The 17390-nt window shown below is 60.0% G+C and carries 15 protein-coding genes and 1 other RNA gene; 7 read left to right on the forward strand and 9 right to left on the reverse strand.

The window, feature by feature from the left end; translation table 11 throughout:
- Nucleotide 1: 1 nt before the first annotated feature.
- The 3 genes from AMC99_RS09650 to AMC99_RS09660 are packed head-to-tail and all read right to left on the reverse strand — an operon-like array spanning nt 2 to nt 3511.
- A complete protein-coding gene (locus AMC99_RS09650) occupies nt 2-913 on the reverse strand; it encodes a sulfite exporter TauE/SafE family protein (protein ID WP_061926011.1) in 912 nt (303 codons plus the stop codon).
- 46 nt (nt 914-959) lie between these two features.
- Nucleotides 960-2108, reverse strand: a complete 1149-nt coding sequence (locus AMC99_RS09655) for a hypothetical protein (RefSeq protein WP_061926014.1) — start codon at nt 2106-2108, stop codon at nt 960-962.
- The gene (locus tag AMC99_RS09660; protein WP_083440136.1) at nt 2105-3511 is read right to left on the reverse strand and encodes a glycosyl transferase family protein; all 1407 of its coding nucleotides are present in this window, start codon (nt 3509-3511) and stop codon (nt 2105-2107) included. Before AMC99_RS09660 ends, AMC99_RS09655 begins: the two co-directional genes overlap by 4 nt.
- 84 nt (nt 3512-3595) lie before the next feature.
- Between AMC99_RS09660 and nhaA the strand changes: the two genes are divergently transcribed.
- Nucleotides 3596-4813, forward strand: coding sequence for a Na+/H+ antiporter NhaA (nhaA, locus tag AMC99_RS09665; RefSeq protein ID WP_083440137.1), 1218 nt, complete (start codon nt 3596-3598; stop codon nt 4811-4813).
- A 12-nt stretch (nt 4814-4825) separates the two neighbouring features.
- Here the strand turns inward: nhaA and AMC99_RS09670 are convergent, their stop codons facing one another.
- The gene (locus AMC99_RS09670) at nt 4826-5263 is read right to left on the reverse strand and encodes a VOC family protein (RefSeq protein ID WP_061927894.1); all 438 of its coding nucleotides are present in this window, start codon (nt 5261-5263) and stop codon (nt 4826-4828) included.
- Between the two features lie 139 nt (nt 5264-5402).
- Here AMC99_RS09670 and AMC99_RS09675 point away from each other — a divergent pair, with 139 nt between their 5' ends.
- Nucleotides 5403-6098 (forward strand): SIMPL domain-containing protein, encoded by a 696-nt coding sequence (locus AMC99_RS09675; protein WP_061927896.1) that lies wholly within the window; start codon nt 5403-5405, stop codon nt 6096-6098.
- Nucleotides 6099-6164: 66 nt separating this feature from the next.
- On the opposite strand, the gene AMC99_RS09680 is transcribed toward AMC99_RS09675, so the two are convergent.
- Nucleotides 6165-7016, reverse strand: coding sequence for a TorF family putative porin (locus tag AMC99_RS09680; RefSeq protein ID WP_061926020.1), 852 nt, complete (start codon nt 7014-7016; stop codon nt 6165-6167).
- Between the two features lie 272 nt (nt 7017-7288).
- Between AMC99_RS09680 and AMC99_RS09685 the strand changes: the two genes are divergently transcribed.
- The 3 genes from AMC99_RS09685 (at nt 7289) to AMC99_RS09695 (ending at nt 12982) form a co-directional block, all read left to right on the forward strand.
- Entirely contained in the window at nt 7289-8098 is an 810-nt protein-coding gene (locus tag AMC99_RS09685) for a metallophosphoesterase family protein (RefSeq protein WP_338021437.1), read from the forward strand.
- A complete protein-coding gene (locus AMC99_RS09690) occupies nt 8095-9405 on the forward strand; it encodes a UDP-glucose dehydrogenase family protein (RefSeq protein ID WP_061926023.1) in 1311 nt (436 codons plus the stop codon). The genes AMC99_RS09685 and AMC99_RS09690 overlap by 4 nt, the downstream gene beginning before the upstream one ends.
- Nucleotides 9406-9610: 205 nt before the next feature.
- Nucleotides 9611-12982: an autotransporter domain-containing protein gene (locus AMC99_RS09695; protein WP_061926025.1), complete on the forward strand. Its 3372-nt coding sequence runs from the start codon at nt 9611-9613 to the stop codon at nt 12980-12982.
- A 95-nt stretch (nt 12983-13077) separates the two neighbouring features.
- Here AMC99_RS09695 and rnpB read toward each other — a convergent pair.
- The 4 genes from rnpB to AMC99_RS09715 form a co-directional block, all read right to left on the reverse strand.
- An RNA gene (gene rnpB, locus AMC99_RS09700) (RNase P RNA component class A) lies at nt 13078-13478 on the reverse strand.
- Between the two features lie 7 nt (nt 13479-13485).
- On the reverse strand, nt 13486-14193 hold the full coding sequence (locus AMC99_RS09705) for an N-acetylmuramoyl-L-alanine amidase (protein ID WP_061926028.1): 708 nt from the start codon (nt 14191-14193) through the stop codon (nt 13486-13488).
- Nucleotides 14193-14852 (reverse strand): histidine phosphotransferase family protein, encoded by a 660-nt coding sequence (locus AMC99_RS09710; protein ID WP_061926031.1) that lies wholly within the window; start codon nt 14850-14852, stop codon nt 14193-14195. The genes AMC99_RS09705 and AMC99_RS09710 overlap by 1 nt, the downstream gene beginning before the upstream one ends.
- A 130-nt stretch (nt 14853-14982) precedes the next feature.
- A complete protein-coding gene (locus AMC99_RS09715) occupies nt 14983-15414 on the reverse strand; it encodes a M67 family metallopeptidase (protein ID WP_232301363.1) in 432 nt (143 codons plus the stop codon).
- Between AMC99_RS09715 and AMC99_RS09720 the strand changes: the two genes are divergently transcribed.
- Together AMC99_RS09720 and rpoH are read left to right on the forward strand one after the other, a co-directional pair.
- Entirely contained in the window at nt 15395-16339 is a 945-nt protein-coding gene (locus AMC99_RS09720) for an RluA family pseudouridine synthase (RefSeq protein ID WP_061926036.1), read from the forward strand. The two genes, AMC99_RS09715 and AMC99_RS09720, sit on opposite strands and share 20 nt — an antisense overlap.
- Nucleotides 16340-16462: 123 nt before the next feature.
- The gene (gene rpoH / locus AMC99_RS09725; RefSeq protein WP_083440138.1) at nt 16463-17368 is read left to right on the forward strand and encodes an RNA polymerase sigma factor RpoH; all 906 of its coding nucleotides are present in this window, start codon (nt 16463-16465) and stop codon (nt 17366-17368) included.
- Nucleotides 17369-17390: the final 22 nt, after the last annotated feature.

The following is a 17390-nucleotide window of genomic DNA, read 5'->3' on the forward strand; positions in this document are numbered from 1 at the left end:
ATCATAGCGGCGCGACCGTGTAGATTTCGTCGGGCCGGATACCAAGCCCGAAGGCCATACGCAGGGCAACCGCCAGCACGATTGCGGCGAGGATCAGCCGCAGGATTTCAGGCTTTGCCTTCAGCGCGATCTGGGTACCGAACTGGGCGCCCATCACCGAACCCAGCAACAGCAACCCGGCGAGAACGATGTCGACCGACTTTGTCGTCAGCGCGTGGGTCATCGTCGTGAACATGGTCACGAACAGGATCTGGAAGAGAGAGGTGCCGACGACCACGTTGCCGCTCATGCCTAGGATATAGAGCATCGCGGGAACCAGGATGAAGCCGCCACCGACGCCCATCAGCATGGTCAGGATGCCGACGACAACGCCCAGGATCAACGGAGCGAGCGGCGAAATGTAAAGGCCGGAACTGTAGAACCTCCAGCGCATGGGCAAGGCTGCGATCAGTGGGTGATGGCGACGCTTGCGGGGCTGGTTGGCCTTTTTGCTGCTGGGACGGATCGTTTCGATTGCCTCGCGCATCATCAGGCCGCCTATTGTGCCGAGCATGACGACATAGAGGATGTTGATGACGACATCGATCTGGCCGATCGATTGCAGGAAGCGGAACAGTACCGCGCCGATCATCGCGCCCACGACACCGCCTGCAACCATTACCGACCCCATGCGGTAATCGACACCGCTGCGGCGGCCATGCGCCAAAACGCCGGAAACGCTCGCGCCCGTCACCTGCGTCGAGGCCGAGGCAGCCGCAACTGTCGGGGGAATACCGTAGAATATGAGCAGAGGCGTCGTCAGGAACCCGCCACCGACGCCGAACAGGCCGGAAAGTATGCCGGTGAGTCCGCCGAGCGCGACGATTAGCAGTCCGTTGACCGACAAATTCGCGATGGGCAGATAGACGTCCATTAGAAGTCTCTAAACTACCCTTGAAGACGATTGAAGTGGTCTTGCGCTAAAACCTTGTCGAAAGAGTGATTGCAACCCCTGAATCCGGATTTGCACTACCGGCGACACGCTGGCGCCAATCGGTCGAGAGTCGTGCGGGCGCGTCACCGATCGACAGGTCGAGCCGTAGCGTCGGCCCTGCATCGAGCCTTTCAGCGCCTTTTTGCGCTCCTCCCCAAGCAGCGGCGCCCATGCTCAATTCACCCAGGTCGAATGTCGCGACATGCTTCAGCACATGCGCCTGCCCATCTGCGAATGCCGTCGCGTTGTCTCCGCCGACATATCCGCCCTGGAAATAGAACTCCGCCTTCGCACCCGCGGGCATCGCAATCGGCATCAATTCCGAGCTCACGAAAGCGGCGGGGCGTGCTTCCCATGATGTGCCGGATCGCGTCGCTCGCATTTCGACATGCGCTCTCAAGAGGAAGTCGGCGAGCGGCCTCGCCGAAAGACCCGCCGCAATCTCGCCCTCTCCATTCTCGACCAACGCCCGATAGGCACGCATATAGGCTCGCGGGTCATGCCGATCCTGTTGCGAGAGTCGATACTGGAGCAATCCGGCCGCCTGGCTCCCGCCATAGACCGGTGACCGTCCGGGCCCTTGCGAAATACCGTTGGACCCGTCGCGCCAATATACCCAGGTGTCGAGGGACCACCTATCGAAGGGACTTGTGGCGCTTTGCCGAGGCTCCCACGGTGCAATACCGAGGTCGACCAGCCTGGGCGGCGCAGCGGTCACGCCATAGACAGGCATGTGAGAGAGCGCCGCCATCAGCATCGCATGATGTCCGGCGGCGACCATCGGAGTAACTGCTGCCGTCCGCGCCCCAACGGTGTCCTGCCAGAGGAGCGGACCTTCTGTGATGCGCTCATCTCCGAGATAAATGGCGAGCCGAGGCTTCTGGCTGAAGACTGCCTTGTCAAGGCCCGCTGTGATGACTGAATTTCTATTGCTTGGCGATGGATCGAAAGGTTCGGGTTCGTTCTGCGCAATGAAGATCGGGGTTACGGCGTCAGGAATTTTCGGCAACGCGAAAGGTGTTTCCCACAGTGCGCTTCGCACTGCGATCCATCCCACGACGAGCAGACCGAGCATGAGCAGCGGGCGACCGCGCGGGTGCGATGTGTCATCGCGCCTGACTTTTATCGCGCTCACGATGCCATGCTCGCGTGTCCGGTCATTCGCGCCGGATGCGCATCGTGATCCGTCTTGTCCCAAATCACGCGAGCACCGGCCAGCGTCCTAGCATAGGCTACCAGAGCCCTTCGCCCTGCCATGATTGCGATGATATTCGCGACCGGAATACGTAAGACCGCGCGTAACCCTTCGGCAACGCCAAACTCACGCGCAGTGAAGGCAAAACGCCAGGTCGCACGCCACATGAAAAAGAAGAAGTTGAATGCGAGGAGCAATTTGAGCGCAAGGCTCAGTTCGAGCGGCTCTCCATATCCAGCAGCATTCGCGCCCCAGCTGAAGGTGGCTAGCGCAAAAAGGAGATAGCCTGCCAACAACACGATTGCGGCGAAGGGCCCCCTTCTGTCGCGCACGCGCATCCATATCTCGGCGGGCCTCATCGTCCAGCCAAGGCGGTCCCAGCCCTGGAATGCGATGCCGTGAACCCACCGCGTCTTTTGCCGCACCACCTGGTCGATCCGCGAAGGGAAGTAGGCTCGCGTTGCGACCAGTTCCCCGGTTGCGTGGCGTGCCCTGACGAACTGGCATCGTCCGCCGTCCATCGCGATCCCGATGCCGAGTTCGTAATCTTCCGTAAGCGAGTCCGCTGCGAAAGGTGCACCGCCGCCGCGACTGGCAGCAAGTCGAGCCAGCGCAATACGATCGACCGCACATCCCACCCCGGCAGCGGGGATTGCTGCACCTAGTGCATCGCGGACAACCATCGCCTTGCCATGAGCTTCGGCGAACTCCTCACAATAGTGACTACCAATCCAGCGGCTGTCCCTTTGAGGAAGTGGAAGAACCGGAAGCTGCACGAATTCGGCGGTTTCGATCGCTTCATCCAGCAAGGTCAACGCCGCCGGATCGACCATGTCCTCAGCATCGTGGAAGACGACCATGCGCGCCTTCATGCCTTGGCGTTCCTCGTCAATGGACAGAGCGCGGTAGATTCGGTTGAGGCAATCGGCCTTGGTGCTGGGGCCATCGCGATCGTGAATAACCAGCCGCAAGCGGGGATCCCCATTCGCGGCATCGATCACCGCAGCAATCGTTTCGGCATCGTTGCGGTAACAGCCGACATAGAGGCAGATGTCCTGCTGTCGCCACACCGAGAGCAGGTGAGCGATGGTGTCGCCAATGACGCGGGATTCCTGCCAGGTCGGGATAAAGACTGCTGCTCGGCCATGCAGTTCGTGCCGTGCGATCGTTTCGCGATCGATGCGCGGCACCTGCGCCTTCCCAGTCAATCGCATGGCCAACCACGCGATATCGATGGCAAAATCGTCTAGCGCACCGATGATGAAGAACACGCCGGCAAACAGCAGCAGCTCGTGCTCCATGGCAGCAAGCCACTGCCAGACAGTCCAATCCAATACAGACAAGGCGACCCCTTCCCCCTAAAAACAGCCTAACAAACCACTCCACCCTTGCAACACGGCGCGGTTTTCGAAAAAGGGGAGGCAATCATGCCAGAAAACCAGTCCCCGCTTCGCTCCTTCTTCGCTCCCGTTCGCGCACTCTTCGTCAGTGACGCATCAGCAGGCATCCTGCTTATCCTGGTGGCGGCAGCTGCGATGCTGGCGGCCAATTCCGCCCTCGCCGGTGAATACCACCACCTATTCCATGGCTATCTTTTCGACAAAGATCTTTTCAAACTCAATACCTTGCATCTTTGGATCAACGATGGCCTGATGGCGATCTTTTTCTTTGTCGTTGGCCTGGAAGTGAAGCGCGAATGGATCGAAGGGCAGCTTTCCTCGGTCGACCAGCGCAAGCTTCCCGTTCTTGCAGCAGCAGCCGGAATGATCTTCCCGGCGTTGGTCTACCTGTTCTTCGTGAATGCGGAGGGCGCGGGTGAACTGACGCGTGGCTGGGCAATTCCGGCCGCTACCGACATTGCCTTTGCCATGGGCGTTCTCGGCCTTCTCGGCAGCCGTGTGCCCGCTTCGCTTCGCCTGTTCCTGCTGACCGTCGCCATCGTCGACGACATCGGCGCCGTGCTGGTGATCGCGTTCTTCTATACCGCGAATATCAAGCTGGCATGGCTCATCGGCGCGCTGGTCGTTACCGGCCTGATGTTCGCCCTGAACCGTATGAAGGTTTCGGCCTACACGCCCTTCATCGCACTGGCGCTCGTACTGTGGTTCTGCGTCCTCAATTCGGGTGTGCATGCGACGATCGCAGGTGTGGTCGCCGCCCTGACCATCCCGATGCGGGGCAAGGACGATGACACAATGCTCGAACATCTCGAGCACAACCTTGCACCGTGGAGCGCCTATCTGATCGTGCCTATTTTCGGCTTTGCCAATGCCGGCGTCGAATTTGGCGACCTTGGCTGGGAAGGCGTCTTCGCGCCGCTTCCGCTGGCTATCGCTGCAGGCCTTTTCGCCGGGAAGCAGGTTGGTATCTTTGCCGCAATCTACATCGCCGACAAGATCGGATTTGCGAACCGTCCGGACCAGGCGACTTGGCCTGAAATCTGGGGTGTATCGATTCTCTGCGGGATCGGCTTCACCATGTCGCTTTTCATCAGCGGTCTGGCATTTGCCGGAAACAACCTGCTGATCGAAGAAGCGAAGATCGGCATCCTGATGGGTTCGTTCATATCCGCAGTGGTCGGTTATTCGCTGCTGCGCATGACAACCGACCACCCGGACGACGAGAAATCGCCTTACGCGGCCTGAGCCGCGGGAGCCTTACCAGCTCCCCGTATTCTCCATGCTCGCCCAGGGTTCCTGGGGCGGCAAATTGCCTTCCTGTAAGAGTTCGACCGAGATACCATCGGGGGATTTGACGAACGCCATGTGACCGTCACGCGGCGGACGGTGGATCGTGTGACCTGCATCCATAAGTGCCTGGCAAGTGTCATAGATGTTATCGACTCGGTAGGCGAGATGACCGAAGTTCCGACCGCCATCGTATTGCTCGCCCGCGCCGCCATCTTCCGGCGGCCAGTTATAGGTCAGTTCGACTTCGGCTACGCCCTCCTGGCCCGGGGCCGCGAGGAAGATCAGCGTAAAGCGACCGGCTTCCACGTCAAAACGCCGCACCTCATCCAGGCCGATCAGCTTGAAAAAAGCGACAGTGGCGTCCGGATCGGTCACCCTGATCATGCTGTGAAGATATTTGGCCAAACTTGGGCCCTCCATTCAAAAACGGTTCATCGATGAAAATGCACAACTCAGCGCACCACTCAATTTGAAGGAGGATGCGATGAACGAGCAGTCAGTGCAAGCAACAGATCACACCGGCCGGGGGTTCCTGTCGGATCCCATGACCGGCCGATGGTTCGGAACTGCTGTCATCGCATCGATCGGACTGATGGCTGGCGGCTACTTGCTGGGCAATGGCCTGCTCCGCGCAAAGGAGGCGGAACGGTCCGTCACGGTACGCGGCTTGGCCGAGCGGGACGTGACGGCCGATCTGGCGACATGGACCATCTCCTACTCTTCGACTTCGACCGATCTTGCCGGGGCTCAGGCAAAGGTTCGCCGCGATACAGAAGCGATCGAACAGTTCTTCGCAGGACTCGGCTTTCCCGCAGACGCGCTCCAGCCGACCGGTGCAAACGTGTCGAGCTATACCAGCAATCGCGAAACGAATTACACCGTTCGCCAGCGCCTTTCGCTCAGGACCAATGACATCGCACTGGCCCAGAAAGCGGTTGCGCGGCAGTTCGACCTGGTGGACCGAGGGGTGATGCTCGAAGAAGGTTCGGGCATGAGCTATACCTTCACCAAGCTCAACGACATCAAGCCGGAAATGGTGGCCGAGGCCACGCGCGACGCGCGCTCTGCGGCGGAACAGTTTGCAGACGATTCCGGTGCGGAAGTCGGTGCGATCAAGAATGCGACGCAGGGCTACTTCTCGATCGAAGCGCGCGACGGCGAAGGCGGCGGTTGGGGCGTGAGCGACAGCCCCTACAAGAAGGTTCGCGTCGTCACGACGGTAGATTTCACTATCGGTTGATCGATTGAGGGCAAAGAAAAAGGGTGCGATCCTTGCGGACCGCACCCCGTTCCTCCCGCGGTTTCTTTAGAAACTCAAGGTGATCGAACCGACGATTGCCGAGTCGGTGTACTTGTAATCGCCAGGCAGATAGTCGCCTTCGGCATCGATATAAGCGACGCCGACAGTTGCCGGGCCGAACGTTGCTTCGGCGCCGATCGACCAGTCAAAGGCATCGCCGTCATCGGTGAAGGTCAGGAAGCCATCGGTGTAACCGAGGTGACCCGTGAGCGTGACTGGCGTGTTGGGAATGCCAACCGACAGATCGGTGTAGACATAGAGGTTGTCATCGCCGCCGAGCGAATCTTGCTCGGGCGCATAAGCGATGCCGACAGTGGCGCCAGCCGGGCCGACCGAGAAGCCGACCGAGCTGTAGAGCTCCCAATAGTCGAAGTCGCCGGCACCGGCATCGGGATAGATGTAGAAGATACCGCCGACGTCGAACGACATGCCGTTCGCGAATTCGGTGCTGTATCCGCCGTAGATGTCGAGTTCCATGTCGCCAAAGCCGACAGTGTCGTCATCGAGGGTCGAAGCCCAGGTTCCGACATAGATGCCAGAGCTGTGCGAAAGGTCGAGACCGCCCTGGACAGCGATATCGCCGCCCGAAAGATCGACACCGCGGAAGCGGTATTCGGTTACGAGACCGACATTGGCGGAGAAATCGAAGCCGCTTTCAGCGCCGATGTAGCTGACCTTTTCCGCTTCGACAGCTTCGACAGCCTTGTCGAGGTCCTCAGCCGAGAAATCGGTCGTGATGATTACGGTTTCGGGAGTAACTTCGGCCGAAGCGGTATCTTCGGCAAACGCCGGTGCCGCGGAGAGAGCGAGACCGGAAATCAACGTCGCGGCGGTAAGGCCGCGGATGGACGTGAGCATGACAACTTCCTTTATTGTGTTGTTGCTTCGTCCCACCTGCGTATTCGACGGTCGCCTCTTTTAAGCGTGCGATCTCGTCCGAATGCGAAACAATCGTGCACAGATTCGCTGCACTGCACAAGAGAAATTGCGCCTGCACCGCCAATTGCCCCTGGGTGTGGGCTTTTTGCATCACCGCACGGTGCAAGGTTGATACTCATTGCATGCGCCACTCAGTTGCCGTTCAGCGTGCCTTGGCTTAAGGCGCGTCCCAACAGAACCATGTATCCGTCATGATCTTCGAACCACTCAGGAAACTTTTCCGCCCGGCGAAGGCGAAAGCCGACCTCCCGCAGGTCCCTGCGGGAGAGCGTTATTACGTGGTGGGTGATATCCATGGCCGGCTCGACCTGTTCGAGGCCCTGGCCAACGCCATCGAAGCGGATGACCGCGAGCGCGGCCATGCCAAGAGTACGGTGGTTCTGCTGGGCGATCTCGTCGATCGGGGCCCCGAAAGCGCCGGCGTGCTCTCCTTTGCCCGCGACTGGCAAACGCGGCGGCCAGTCCGCATCCTTGCTGGGAACCACGAGGAAATGATGCTCGAAAGTCTCGAGGACAAGGAAGTCCTCAGGCATTTCCTGAAACACGGCGGCCGCGAAACCATCTTGAGCTTCGGCATCAAGAAGAAAGCGTTCAATGCGCTTTCGATGGACGAGATGCAGAAGAAGCTGCCCGAAATCATTCCTGCCGACATCATCGACTTCGTCCGCGGTTTCGAGGAAATGGTGATCGCCGGCGATTACGTCTTCGTCCACGCCGGGATCGACCCCGCGCGCCCGCTGGACGAACAGAAGCGCAAGGATCTCTTGTGGATCCGCGACCGCTTCCTTCGCCATGAAGGTCCGCTATCCAAGGTGGTCGTTCACGGACATACGATATTTGACGACGTGCTCGATTGCGGCAATCGCATCGGCATCGATACCGGTGCCTTCCGGTCCGGGGTGCTAACCGCCCTCGTCCTGGAAGATCACACGCGACGTTCGATCAAGGCCACCTCGGAAGGTGACTGGGTCGCGATCAAACACGAGGAATACAACGCATGAAAATCGCCATGGTGGGCTCTGGATACGTCGGGCTGGTGTCGGGCGCCTGTTTCGCCGATTTCGGCCATGACGTCGTTTGCATCGACAAGGATCCTTCCAAGATCGAGAAGCTCAAGGATGGCATCATGCCGATCTACGAGCCTGGACTGGATGCCCTGGTCGAAAGCAATGTGAAGGCAGGTCGTCTCGATTTCACCACCGACCTCGCACAAGGCATCAAGGATGCTTCGGCAATCTTCATTGCGGTGGGCACGCCCAGCCGTCGCGGCGACGGGCATGCGGACCTGTCCTTCGTCTATGCCGTGGCAGAGGAAATTGGCGCAAACCTTTCGAACGATGCAGTGATCGTGACCAAGTCTACCGTCCCAGTCGGCACGGGTGACGAGGTCGAGCGCATTCTTGCCAAGAGCGGAACCTCACACCGTTTCTCGGTCGTTTCCAACCCAGAATTCCTGCGCGAAGGTGCCGCCATCGGCGACTTCAAGCGTCCCGACCGCATTGTCATCGGTGCAGAAGACGATTTCGGCCGCGATGTCATGCGCGAAGTCTATCGTCCGCTGTTCCTCAATGAATCGCCGATCCTGTTCACCGGCCGCCGGACCAGCGAGCTGATCAAGTACGCAGCCAACGCATTCCTCGCGACCAAGATCACCTTCATCAACGAGATGGCCGACCTGTGCGAAAAGGTCGGGGCTGACGTCCAGGATGTGAGCCGCGGTATCGGCATGGACAACCGCATCGGGGCAAAATTCCTTCACGCCGGACCCGGCTATGGCGGCAGCTGCTTCCCCAAGGATACGCTTGCCCTGCTCAAGACTGCAGAAGACTATGACAGCCCGACGCGGATCGTGGAGGCTGTGGTCAAGGTCAACGACAGCCGCAAACGCGCCATGGGCCGCAAGGTTCTGGATGCACTGGGCGGCATGGATGCAGCACGCGGGAAGAAGGTCGCCTTGCTCGGCCTCACCTTCAAGCCGAATACGGACGACATGCGCGATTCTCCTGCGATCGCAATTGCGCAGACGCTGTCGGATGCAGGCGTAGAGATCGCTGCCTACGACCCCGAAGGCATGGAGCAGGCGCAGCCGCTGATGCCGAAGGTAAAGATGTGCGAAAATCCCTACGAGGCGATCGAAGGGGCCGATGCCATAGCGATCGTCACCGAATGGGATGCATTCCGCGCTTTGGACTTCGCCCGGGTGAAGGAACTTGCCAAGGCACCGGTCCTCGTCGACCTGCGTAATATCTACCAGCCGGACGACGTTCGCGCCTTGGGCTTCACCTACGACAGCATCGGTCGAAGCTGAGCGGGCATCGTTGTCCCGATTTGGGGCCGTTTTTTGCCGGTAAGTCAGTGTTAACCAATTGACTCACCCGACCTCAGTCGGGATGTTCCCCCTATCAGATTCGCTTCTGGGCGGGGACAGGGGGATAGGGTCGGCTCGCATCGAGAGAGCACCCTCTTGAGCTTCGTGCGCCGTTTCGGCGGAAGCGAAAATCAAGGGGACTGATATGACCAAGCATGCATTTCTGGTGACGAGTGGCGTATTCGCTGTAGCTTCCGTGCTGGCTGCAACGCCGGCCATGGCAAAAGACGACGAAACCATCGCAAGCGAAGCGCAAGGCACCTTCACCGGATTTCATTCGAGTTACGATATCGCTTCGGTAGAAGCCCAGAAACTCGAAGTTTCATTCGATCAGGCGACCTATGTACGCGAATCGCGCGGCTACACCGGCGTGCCGGTCGATCCCGATCAGCAACTTCTCGTGCGCACCGACATCGGAACCACCAATAGTATCGATTTTGGAAACACCGTCCCGTCTTCGGTGCAGATTTTCCGCGCCAGCAACGTAACAGGCAACGTATTCTTCAATTGCACGGGCACGCTGATCAATCCGCGCACGGTGCTGACCGCTGCGCACTGCGTCAACAGCGCATCATCCGAAGCTTACGGCCTGCCGGGCACGGCCCCATCTACAATGCTCATTTCGACCGGAGTTTATAGCGGAACGCGCTTGTTCAACACACTTGATTTCGGCGTAGGCTATTCGGACGGCGGCGTTGCGCTCAGCACCGACGTCGTGATCCACCCATCGTCAAACCTCGACAATGGCGGTCTCGAATTTCCTTATGCCGACGTCGCATTCATCGCGCTCGACGCACCGATTACCGATACGCCATCTGCACCGATCCTGCTGACGCCGCTTGATCAGCTCACGCATATGGTGGTCAACGGATACGGCACCTATGGCACGGGCGATACCGGCGAACAGGGCATCGGCCTCTACCGCCGTGTAGGCGAGAACATGCTGGGCGCCATCGCTTCGCAATCGGATCTTATCGATGCTGTCTTCCCGGCCTATACGCCATCGGCGCAAACGCTCGGGATCGAAACGCAATCGCTCTACTGGATCGATTTCGACAGCCCGGACCGCACTCCTGCAGACGAGGCCGGTTGCACATTCACCGGCACCAACATCAGCTGTATCAACCTCGCGGCAGTCAAGGCGATCGACTGGTTCGATGGCGATGCGCTGGCCCAAGAGGCCGGCACTGCGCCGGGTGACAGCGGGTCGGCCCTGATTGCCGACGAGATCGCCGACTTCCCGCTTGTCGTGGGTGTACTTTCGGGCGGTTACGACTTCTTCGGTCTTGGCGGCCTTTACAGCGACATCAGCTTCTACAACCCGCTGTTTCCCTTCTTCGAATTCATCACGGAAAATACGCCGTACAAGTATGTCTCCGCGCTTGGAGGCGATGGAAACTGGTCGGATCCGACGCACTGGACGCAGGACCTCGATCCCGGATTCTACATTTCCGACGGCCAGGGCGGCTTCGTAAACGGCATTCCTGGCGGTCAGGAACTCGGCGTTTACGAAACGCTGCCCAAGCTGGGTACGATCCTCGGTCAGGACGTCTCCGCGAACTCGACGACGCCCTCACCCTACCTGCCGCCGTTCGGCACACCGGGCTTCGGACCTTTCCTTCCGGAAAGTTCTGTCCTCCTCGGCCCCGGCTCGACAGGGTTCGTTCCGAACAATACCGACGGCACGCCCGGCGTCGCCTTCGCCAACCCCGCGCAGTATTTCGATGTCCTGCTCATGGCTGACGGCAAGACGACTGTCGACATGGACGTAGAAGTCGACCGACTGACGATCGACGGCAACGGCACTCGTTTCGATCTTTCCGAAGGCTTCGACTTCACAAGCATCATCGGTGTCGAGCAATACCGCGGTCGCTCGACGATCGACGGCAACCTCTATGCCGGAAATGTCCTCCTGTTCGGTGGGGACATGGAAGGTGCCGGCAGCATCACGACCGACGGCCTCTACAACATCGCCGGCACTCTCTTGCCCGGCGGCAAGAACGAGGCTGGCGCACTGGTCGTCAACGGCAATTACATCCAGACGTCGGACGGCCTTCTGGTCATCGACATCAGGAGCGCCAAGAAAGCCATCGCCAACGACCTGCTCACCGTGAACGGCGGGGCCAGCCTCGACGGCGGACTGCTGCTCAATACGTCGGTTCGCGGCAGGCTCTCCTATGGCGACCAGTTCCTGGTGTTGACGGCTGACGAAATTCTGGGCTCGTTCAGTGCCGTGATGACGCAGTCGAATTCGGCAGTGCTCTATTTCGATCAGATCGTCGACGACACGACTGTCACGGTCGAAGTGAAGGCGAACAAGATCGCAAACCTGGTTGGCCCGAACAGCTCGCTCGGTTCGTTGGGTGCAACACTCGACGCCCTGCGTTTCGGAGGGCGTTATGCCGAATTCTCAAGCCTGTTCTCGGTGGTTGATGGGTCGGATTACTCGCAGTTCGGCGCCACGCTTGCAGGGCTGACGCCGACAAGCGGTTTCGGCCAGGGCGCAACGGCGATCAACTTCGCTCGCCGCTTCACCGGGCAGATTGCGCAACGCACCCTCGCGCTGCGTGGTGGCGATCGTTCGTCGGCCGGCTTCTCCAGCTACGGTGCGGCTAACTTCGCGCAAGCAGGTTCGGCTCCGACACAAGCTTCGAAGATCGGCGTGTTCGGTTCGGTCAGTGGCTCTTTCCTCGACCAGTCGAAGGATGACTACTCGCGCGGCGACAAGGCGTTCGAGGACATGACCTTCTCCGAGGCAGGCGAGCTTACCGTGGGTGCCGACTATCACCTTTCCGACAAGGTGAGATTCGGTGTGGCGATCAGCAACGTGCGCGACGGATCGAGCAGCATGGACCTGCAAAGTCCGCAATCGAACCAGAGCGTTTCGGGTGCGGTCTACTCGACGTTCCGCTTCGGGGAAGGCTTCGCCGACCTCTATGCTGGCTATGCCGACCAGGATTACGGTGTATCGCGTAGCAGCACCGGCCTGCTGGTGAACGAGTTCAGCAATGCTAGCGCACGGACGAGCGGCCAGCAGAGCTTTGCCGGGATGCGTCTGGGTTATGCCTTCACCCCTGCGAAGGGGCTGTCGGTCGGTCCGGTTGCAGCCATCGATTATGTCCGTTCCGAACTCGATGGTTTCCGTGAAATCGGAGCGAACGAGTTCAGCCTGAACGTGCATGACCGCAGCTTGACGTCGATTGGCGCGAAGGTCGGCGCAATGGCATCGTTCGACACCAAGCTCGGCATGACCGGCAAGCTGAAGACGTTTGGTTCGGTGGCATTCGCCAGCGAATTGGGCGACCGCGAAGATGTGGTCACGGCCAACTTCGTGGGCGCGGAAGACCTGCCGTTCTCCATCGCTCGCGAATTGGACAGCAGCTGGATCGCTCTTAACGCAGGTGCTGAAATCGCTCTGACGAACCGCTTCAGCGGCACGCTGGGTATCTCGTCCGACCTCGGTCGAGGCGCTCTCAGCAACGATCAGGCGAACCTGACGCTGCGCTGGGCTTTCTAAACCAGCATTTGAAAACAAAGGGGCGTCCACGAGCAATCGCGGGCGCCCTTTTTTCTTCCTGCGCGGGCATATGACGGCGCCGACTTCAGGGAGGTATGCCAGGAGGCCCTGTAAGCCGGGTTCTGTCCTGCGAGCGGTATCGTTACCGACCAGCGCCGCAGGGGCAGCCATTCATCTAGGCCATGGATTGCTCCATGGCTCAAGCAGCCAACCCGGACCTCTCGGGACGAAACGCCCCTGCCTTTGACAGCGCGAGGCCCCTATTTGGCCTTGCTCCGGGTGGGGTTTGCCATGCGGGCGCTGTTACCAGAACCCCGGTGCGCTCTTACCGCACCCTTTCACCCTTGCCTGAGTCCTTTAGGGACCATCGGCGGTATACTCTCTGTGGCACTTTCCCTGTGGTTGCCCACGGCGGGCGTTACCCGCCACCCTTGTTTCGTGGAGCCCGGACTTTCCTCGTAACCCGCAAGGGAAACGCGGCTGCCCGGACCTCCTGGCAGGGCCTATCTAGTCGCTCCGCGGTCGCGATCCAAGAGCAGTTGGAACAGGATCGCGCGAATCTGGCCGTCGATCTGCCCGTCGATCCTGTCCGGGCGCCAGCGGCGCTGGAATGCCTCGACCGCCTTGTGCCCGTCGGTGATGTCATATCCGAAGCGTTCGAGCGCCAGATAGAACGATCCGTCATTGTCGAAAGGATCGCCCAGTTCGAGCTTTTCAGGCTTCGGGAGGCACAATCCGTATTCGGCCAGACGGTCCCACGGAAACAGCTCGCCCGGATCGATCTTGCGCGCAGGCGCGACGCAGGAATGACCGACAACGTTCGCGCGGGGAATGTCGTAGTTTTTCACGATGCGGTGGAGCAGCGGCACCAGCGCATCGATCTGCGCTTCGGCAAATTCGCGATAGCCAAGGCCGTGCCCCGGATGATCGAGCTCGATGCCGATGCTCGCCGAATTGACGTCCTTGTGGCCGCGCCAATAGGATGCCCCGGCGTGCCAGGCGCGCTTTTCCTCGGGCACCAGGCGGATGACCTCGCCATCTTCCGTGATGCAGTAATGCGCCGAAACCTCTGCATCGGGATCGCACATCTTCTCGATGGCGGTCTCGACCGGCTTCATTTCCGTATAGTGGAGCACGACCATGCTGATCGGCAGCGCCCGTTCGTTGAAATTGGGCGACAATACCTCGCGGTGGACGAGCTCGTCGCTCATCAGCCGATCATGCCCGGCGGTTGCGGAAGGACCGCGCCGAGCACGAGCGCATTGTCATCGCGCTTGAACTGGAGGCCGCCGCCGATTTCCTCTGCCAGCAATGCGATCATGTGGGCCGCGGCTGTGCGACTGGACAGTTCGCCCGGCGCCAGACGTCCCTCCAGCGCCTTCCCGATAGTATCGTCGAAAGCGATCCGGTCGCCAGAGGCGCGCACCACGATCTCGGCGTTTCCGTCGCGCATTTCCGCGCCGATATCCAAGGTGCCGCCGCGGATCAGCGCATCGAGGGCGATATGCGCGAAATTGAGCATCACCTTGACGGCTGGCTTGGGCAGGCTCGATCCCTCGATCGCCCAGTTGACCTCGATCCGCTTGTTGTCGGCAGCGAGCGCATCGATCACTTCGCGCACTTCTTCCACCGGAACGGCATCGCCGAAGCCGCCGGCCGCGCCAAACGCAAGCCTGAAGAACTTCAGTTTGTTCGTGCTGATGGTCGCGCTCTGTTCGAGCAATTCGATGCAGCGCGCCCGCATTTCGGGGTCTTTCTCGTCTGCCAGCAATTCGAGGCCGTTCGACATCGCACCAACCGGCGACAGCATGTCATGGCAAAGCTTCGAGCAGAGAAGGGAGGCGAGTTCGGTGACGGAAGTCTGGGTCATTCTAGAAAGGGCATTTCCAACTGGATGGAACACATGGAACACTGTTCATAAGAACAAAAACCCTCCCCCGCCACCCGCCGTTTCAAAAGCTGTTGGCGAAGCGGGACGAGGCGAGATCATGCTGCGGTTTCTAGACCTCGACGACTTCGTAGGAAAGCGCGTGAAACCGCAGCGGATCGTCCTGCCACAGCATCATCCCACGCTTGCCCAGAATGGCCCAGATCCGGCCATCGCCACTCGCCATCGCCTGATCCGTGGCCGAGGGATGTGGCTCACCATCAGGGTGCGAGTGGTAGTAGCCGACCACCATCGGCCCGCCGTTGCGTTCGGCACGGTGCGCATCGATCAGGGCCTGCGGATCGATCTCGAAATGCGTTTCGGGGCTTACATGGACGTTGGCTGCGGGCACGATGCGCTCGATGCGTTGAGCTGTTCCAAGCAGTATGCCGCAGCATTCGCGCGGATGGGCGGCGCGGGCCTCGCGCTCGATCCTTTCCATCACATCTCTTGTCACTGCGATATCCATCGCGCATGGCCCTAGCATGGCTGCAGACGAAGTCATCACCGGCACCATTACCGCGCCTGCCCGCCTCGACAAGGCGCTGGCCGATGCGACCGATCTTTCGCGCGCCCGCATCCAGGCGCTGATCGCCGAAGGACAGGTTTCGGTCGGAGGCAAGCCGGTAACAAGTGCAAAGGCCAAGGTTGCGGCAGGAGACGCGTTCCGCATCGCAGTGCCACCCGCTGTCGAGGCCGAAGCCCAGCCGCAGGACATCCCGCTCGTGGTCGTGTTCGAAGACGATCACCTGATCGTGGTCGAAAAGCCTGCCGGCATGGTGGTGCATCCGGCTGCCGGCAATCCCGACGGAACACTGGTCAATGCGCTGCTTTACCACTGCAAGGGCCAATTGTCCGGAATTGGCGGGGTCGCGCGCCCCGGGATCGTCCACCGTATCGACAAGGACACATCCGGCCTGCTGGTAGTGGCCAAGAGCGACAAGGCGCACGAGGGCCTGTCTAAGCAGTTCAAGGATCATTCGATCCATCGGCGCTATCTGGCGGTCTGTGCCGGGCACCCGAATCCGGCAGAAGGGACGATCGAGGGGCGAATCGGGCGCAGCGATGCCAACCGCAAGAAGATGGCCGTTATTCCCGACACGTCGAGCCGCGGAAAACACGCCGTCACCCATTACAAGCAACTGAAAAGGCTCAAATCTTCTTCATTGATCGAATGTCGGCTGGAAACCGGCAGGACCCACCAGGTCCGCGTTCACTGTGCGTCAATCGGCCATCCGCTATTAGGGGACCCGTTATATGGCCGCACTCCCGCCAAACTTCGCCCGATTCTCAAGGATCTGGGCTTTGCCCGCCAGGCACTTCACGCAGCGAGTCTCGGCTTCGAGCATCCCGTTACGGGCGAATGGATCGAATTCCATTCCGATCTACCCCCGGACATGGGGGAACTGATCGACGAATGTGCTCGTTAAAATCGATGAAATGCGATGCAATTTTGGCGGTAATAGCCTATAAGTAACCGTGTGGCCTGCACCGACGGATGCCCATCAGGGGTCCGCACTCGCCAGGTCGACGCAAGAAAGGTTTGGGAAGAAGTGAGCAACAAGAAGACAACATCGGTCCCGGCATTGAGTGGTGAGCAGAGCCTCAACCGCTATCTGTCGGAGATCAAGAAGTTCCCCGTACTGACGGCAGAGCAGGAATATATGCTCGCCAAGCGTTACCAGGAACATGAAGACCCCGAAGCGGCAGCCCAGCTAGTGACCAGTCACCTGCGGCTCGTGGCGAAGATCGCCATGGGTTATCGCGGCTATGGCCTGCCCGTCAGCGACCTGATTTCCGAAGGGAACGTCGGGCTGATGCAGGGCGTCAAGAAATTCGAACCCGATCGCGGTTTCCGCCTGGCAACCTATGCCATGTGGTGGATCAAGGCTTCGATGCAGGAATTCATCCTGCGCAGCTGGAGCCTCGTGAAGATGGGGACCACCGCCGCGCAGAAGAAGCTGTTCTTCAACCTTCGCCGGATGAAGAAGCAGCTCGACGCCTATGACGACACCGACCTGCACCCGGACGACGTGGCGAAGATCGCCACCGATCTCGGCGTGCCGGAACAGGAAGTCATCAACATGAACCGGCGCATGATGATGGGCGGCGATGGCTCGCTGAACGTCCCCATGCGCAATGGCGAAGAAGGTTCGGGCGAATGGATGGACTGGCTGACCGACGATCGTCCGCTGCAGGACGAAACCGTCGCCGATGCCGAAGAAGCCACCGTGCGCCACGAAATGCTGGTCGAGGCGATGGACAGCCTCAACGACCGTGAAAAGCATATCCTGACCGAACGCCGTCTGACGGACAATCCGCAGACGCTCGAAGAGCTGTCGCAGGTTTACGACGTCAGCCGCGAACGTATCCGCCAAATCGAGGTTCGCGCCTTCGAAAAGCTGCAAAAGGCAATGCAGCGGATCGCCGGCGAAAGGCTTCTCCCGGGCGTCGCCTGACACGAAATCAGATTATCAGAAC

The sequence above is a fragment of the Altererythrobacter epoxidivorans genome, assembly GCF_001281485.1.
GTDB lineage: Bacteria > Pseudomonadota > Alphaproteobacteria > Sphingomonadales > Sphingomonadaceae > Erythrobacter > Erythrobacter epoxidivorans.

Bases quoted from the DNA above. Each gene is read 5' to 3' on its own strand.
- AMC99_RS09715 (WP_232301363.1), bottom strand. From the start codon at position 15,414: ATGACTTCGTCTGCAGCCATGCTAGGGCCATGCGCGATGGATATCGCA.
- AMC99_RS09680 (WP_061926020.1), bottom strand. From the start codon at position 7,016: ATGCTCACGTCCATCCGCGGCCTTACCGCCGCGACGTTGATTTCCGGT.
- AMC99_RS09695 (WP_061926025.1), top strand. From the start codon at position 9,611: ATGACCAAGCATGCATTTCTGGTGACGAGTGGCGTATTCGCTGTAGCT.
- AMC99_RS09650 (WP_061926011.1), bottom strand. From the start codon at position 913: ATGGACGTCTATCTGCCCATCGCGAATTTGTCGGTCAACGGACTGCTA.
- AMC99_RS09685 (WP_338021437.1), top strand. From the start codon at position 7,289: ATGATCTTCGAACCACTCAGGAAACTTTTCCGCCCGGCGAAGGCGAAA.
- nhaA (WP_083440137.1), top strand. From the start codon at position 3,596: ATGCCAGAAAACCAGTCCCCGCTTCGCTCCTTCTTCGCTCCCGTTCGC.
- AMC99_RS09705 (WP_061926028.1), bottom strand. From the start codon at position 14,193: ATGAGCGACGAGCTCGTCCACCGCGAGGTATTGTCGCCCAATTTCAAC.
- AMC99_RS09675 (WP_061927896.1), top strand. From the start codon at position 5,403: ATGACCGGCCGATGGTTCGGAACTGCTGTCATCGCATCGATCGGACTG.
- AMC99_RS09690 (WP_061926023.1), top strand. From the start codon at position 8,095: ATGAAAATCGCCATGGTGGGCTCTGGATACGTCGGGCTGGTGTCGGGC.
- AMC99_RS09710 (WP_061926031.1), bottom strand. From the start codon at position 14,852: ATGACCCAGACTTCCGTCACCGAACTCGCCTCCCTTCTCTGCTCGAAG.
- AMC99_RS09720 (WP_061926036.1), top strand. From the start codon at position 15,395: ATGGCTGCAGACGAAGTCATCACCGGCACCATTACCGCGCCTGCCCGC.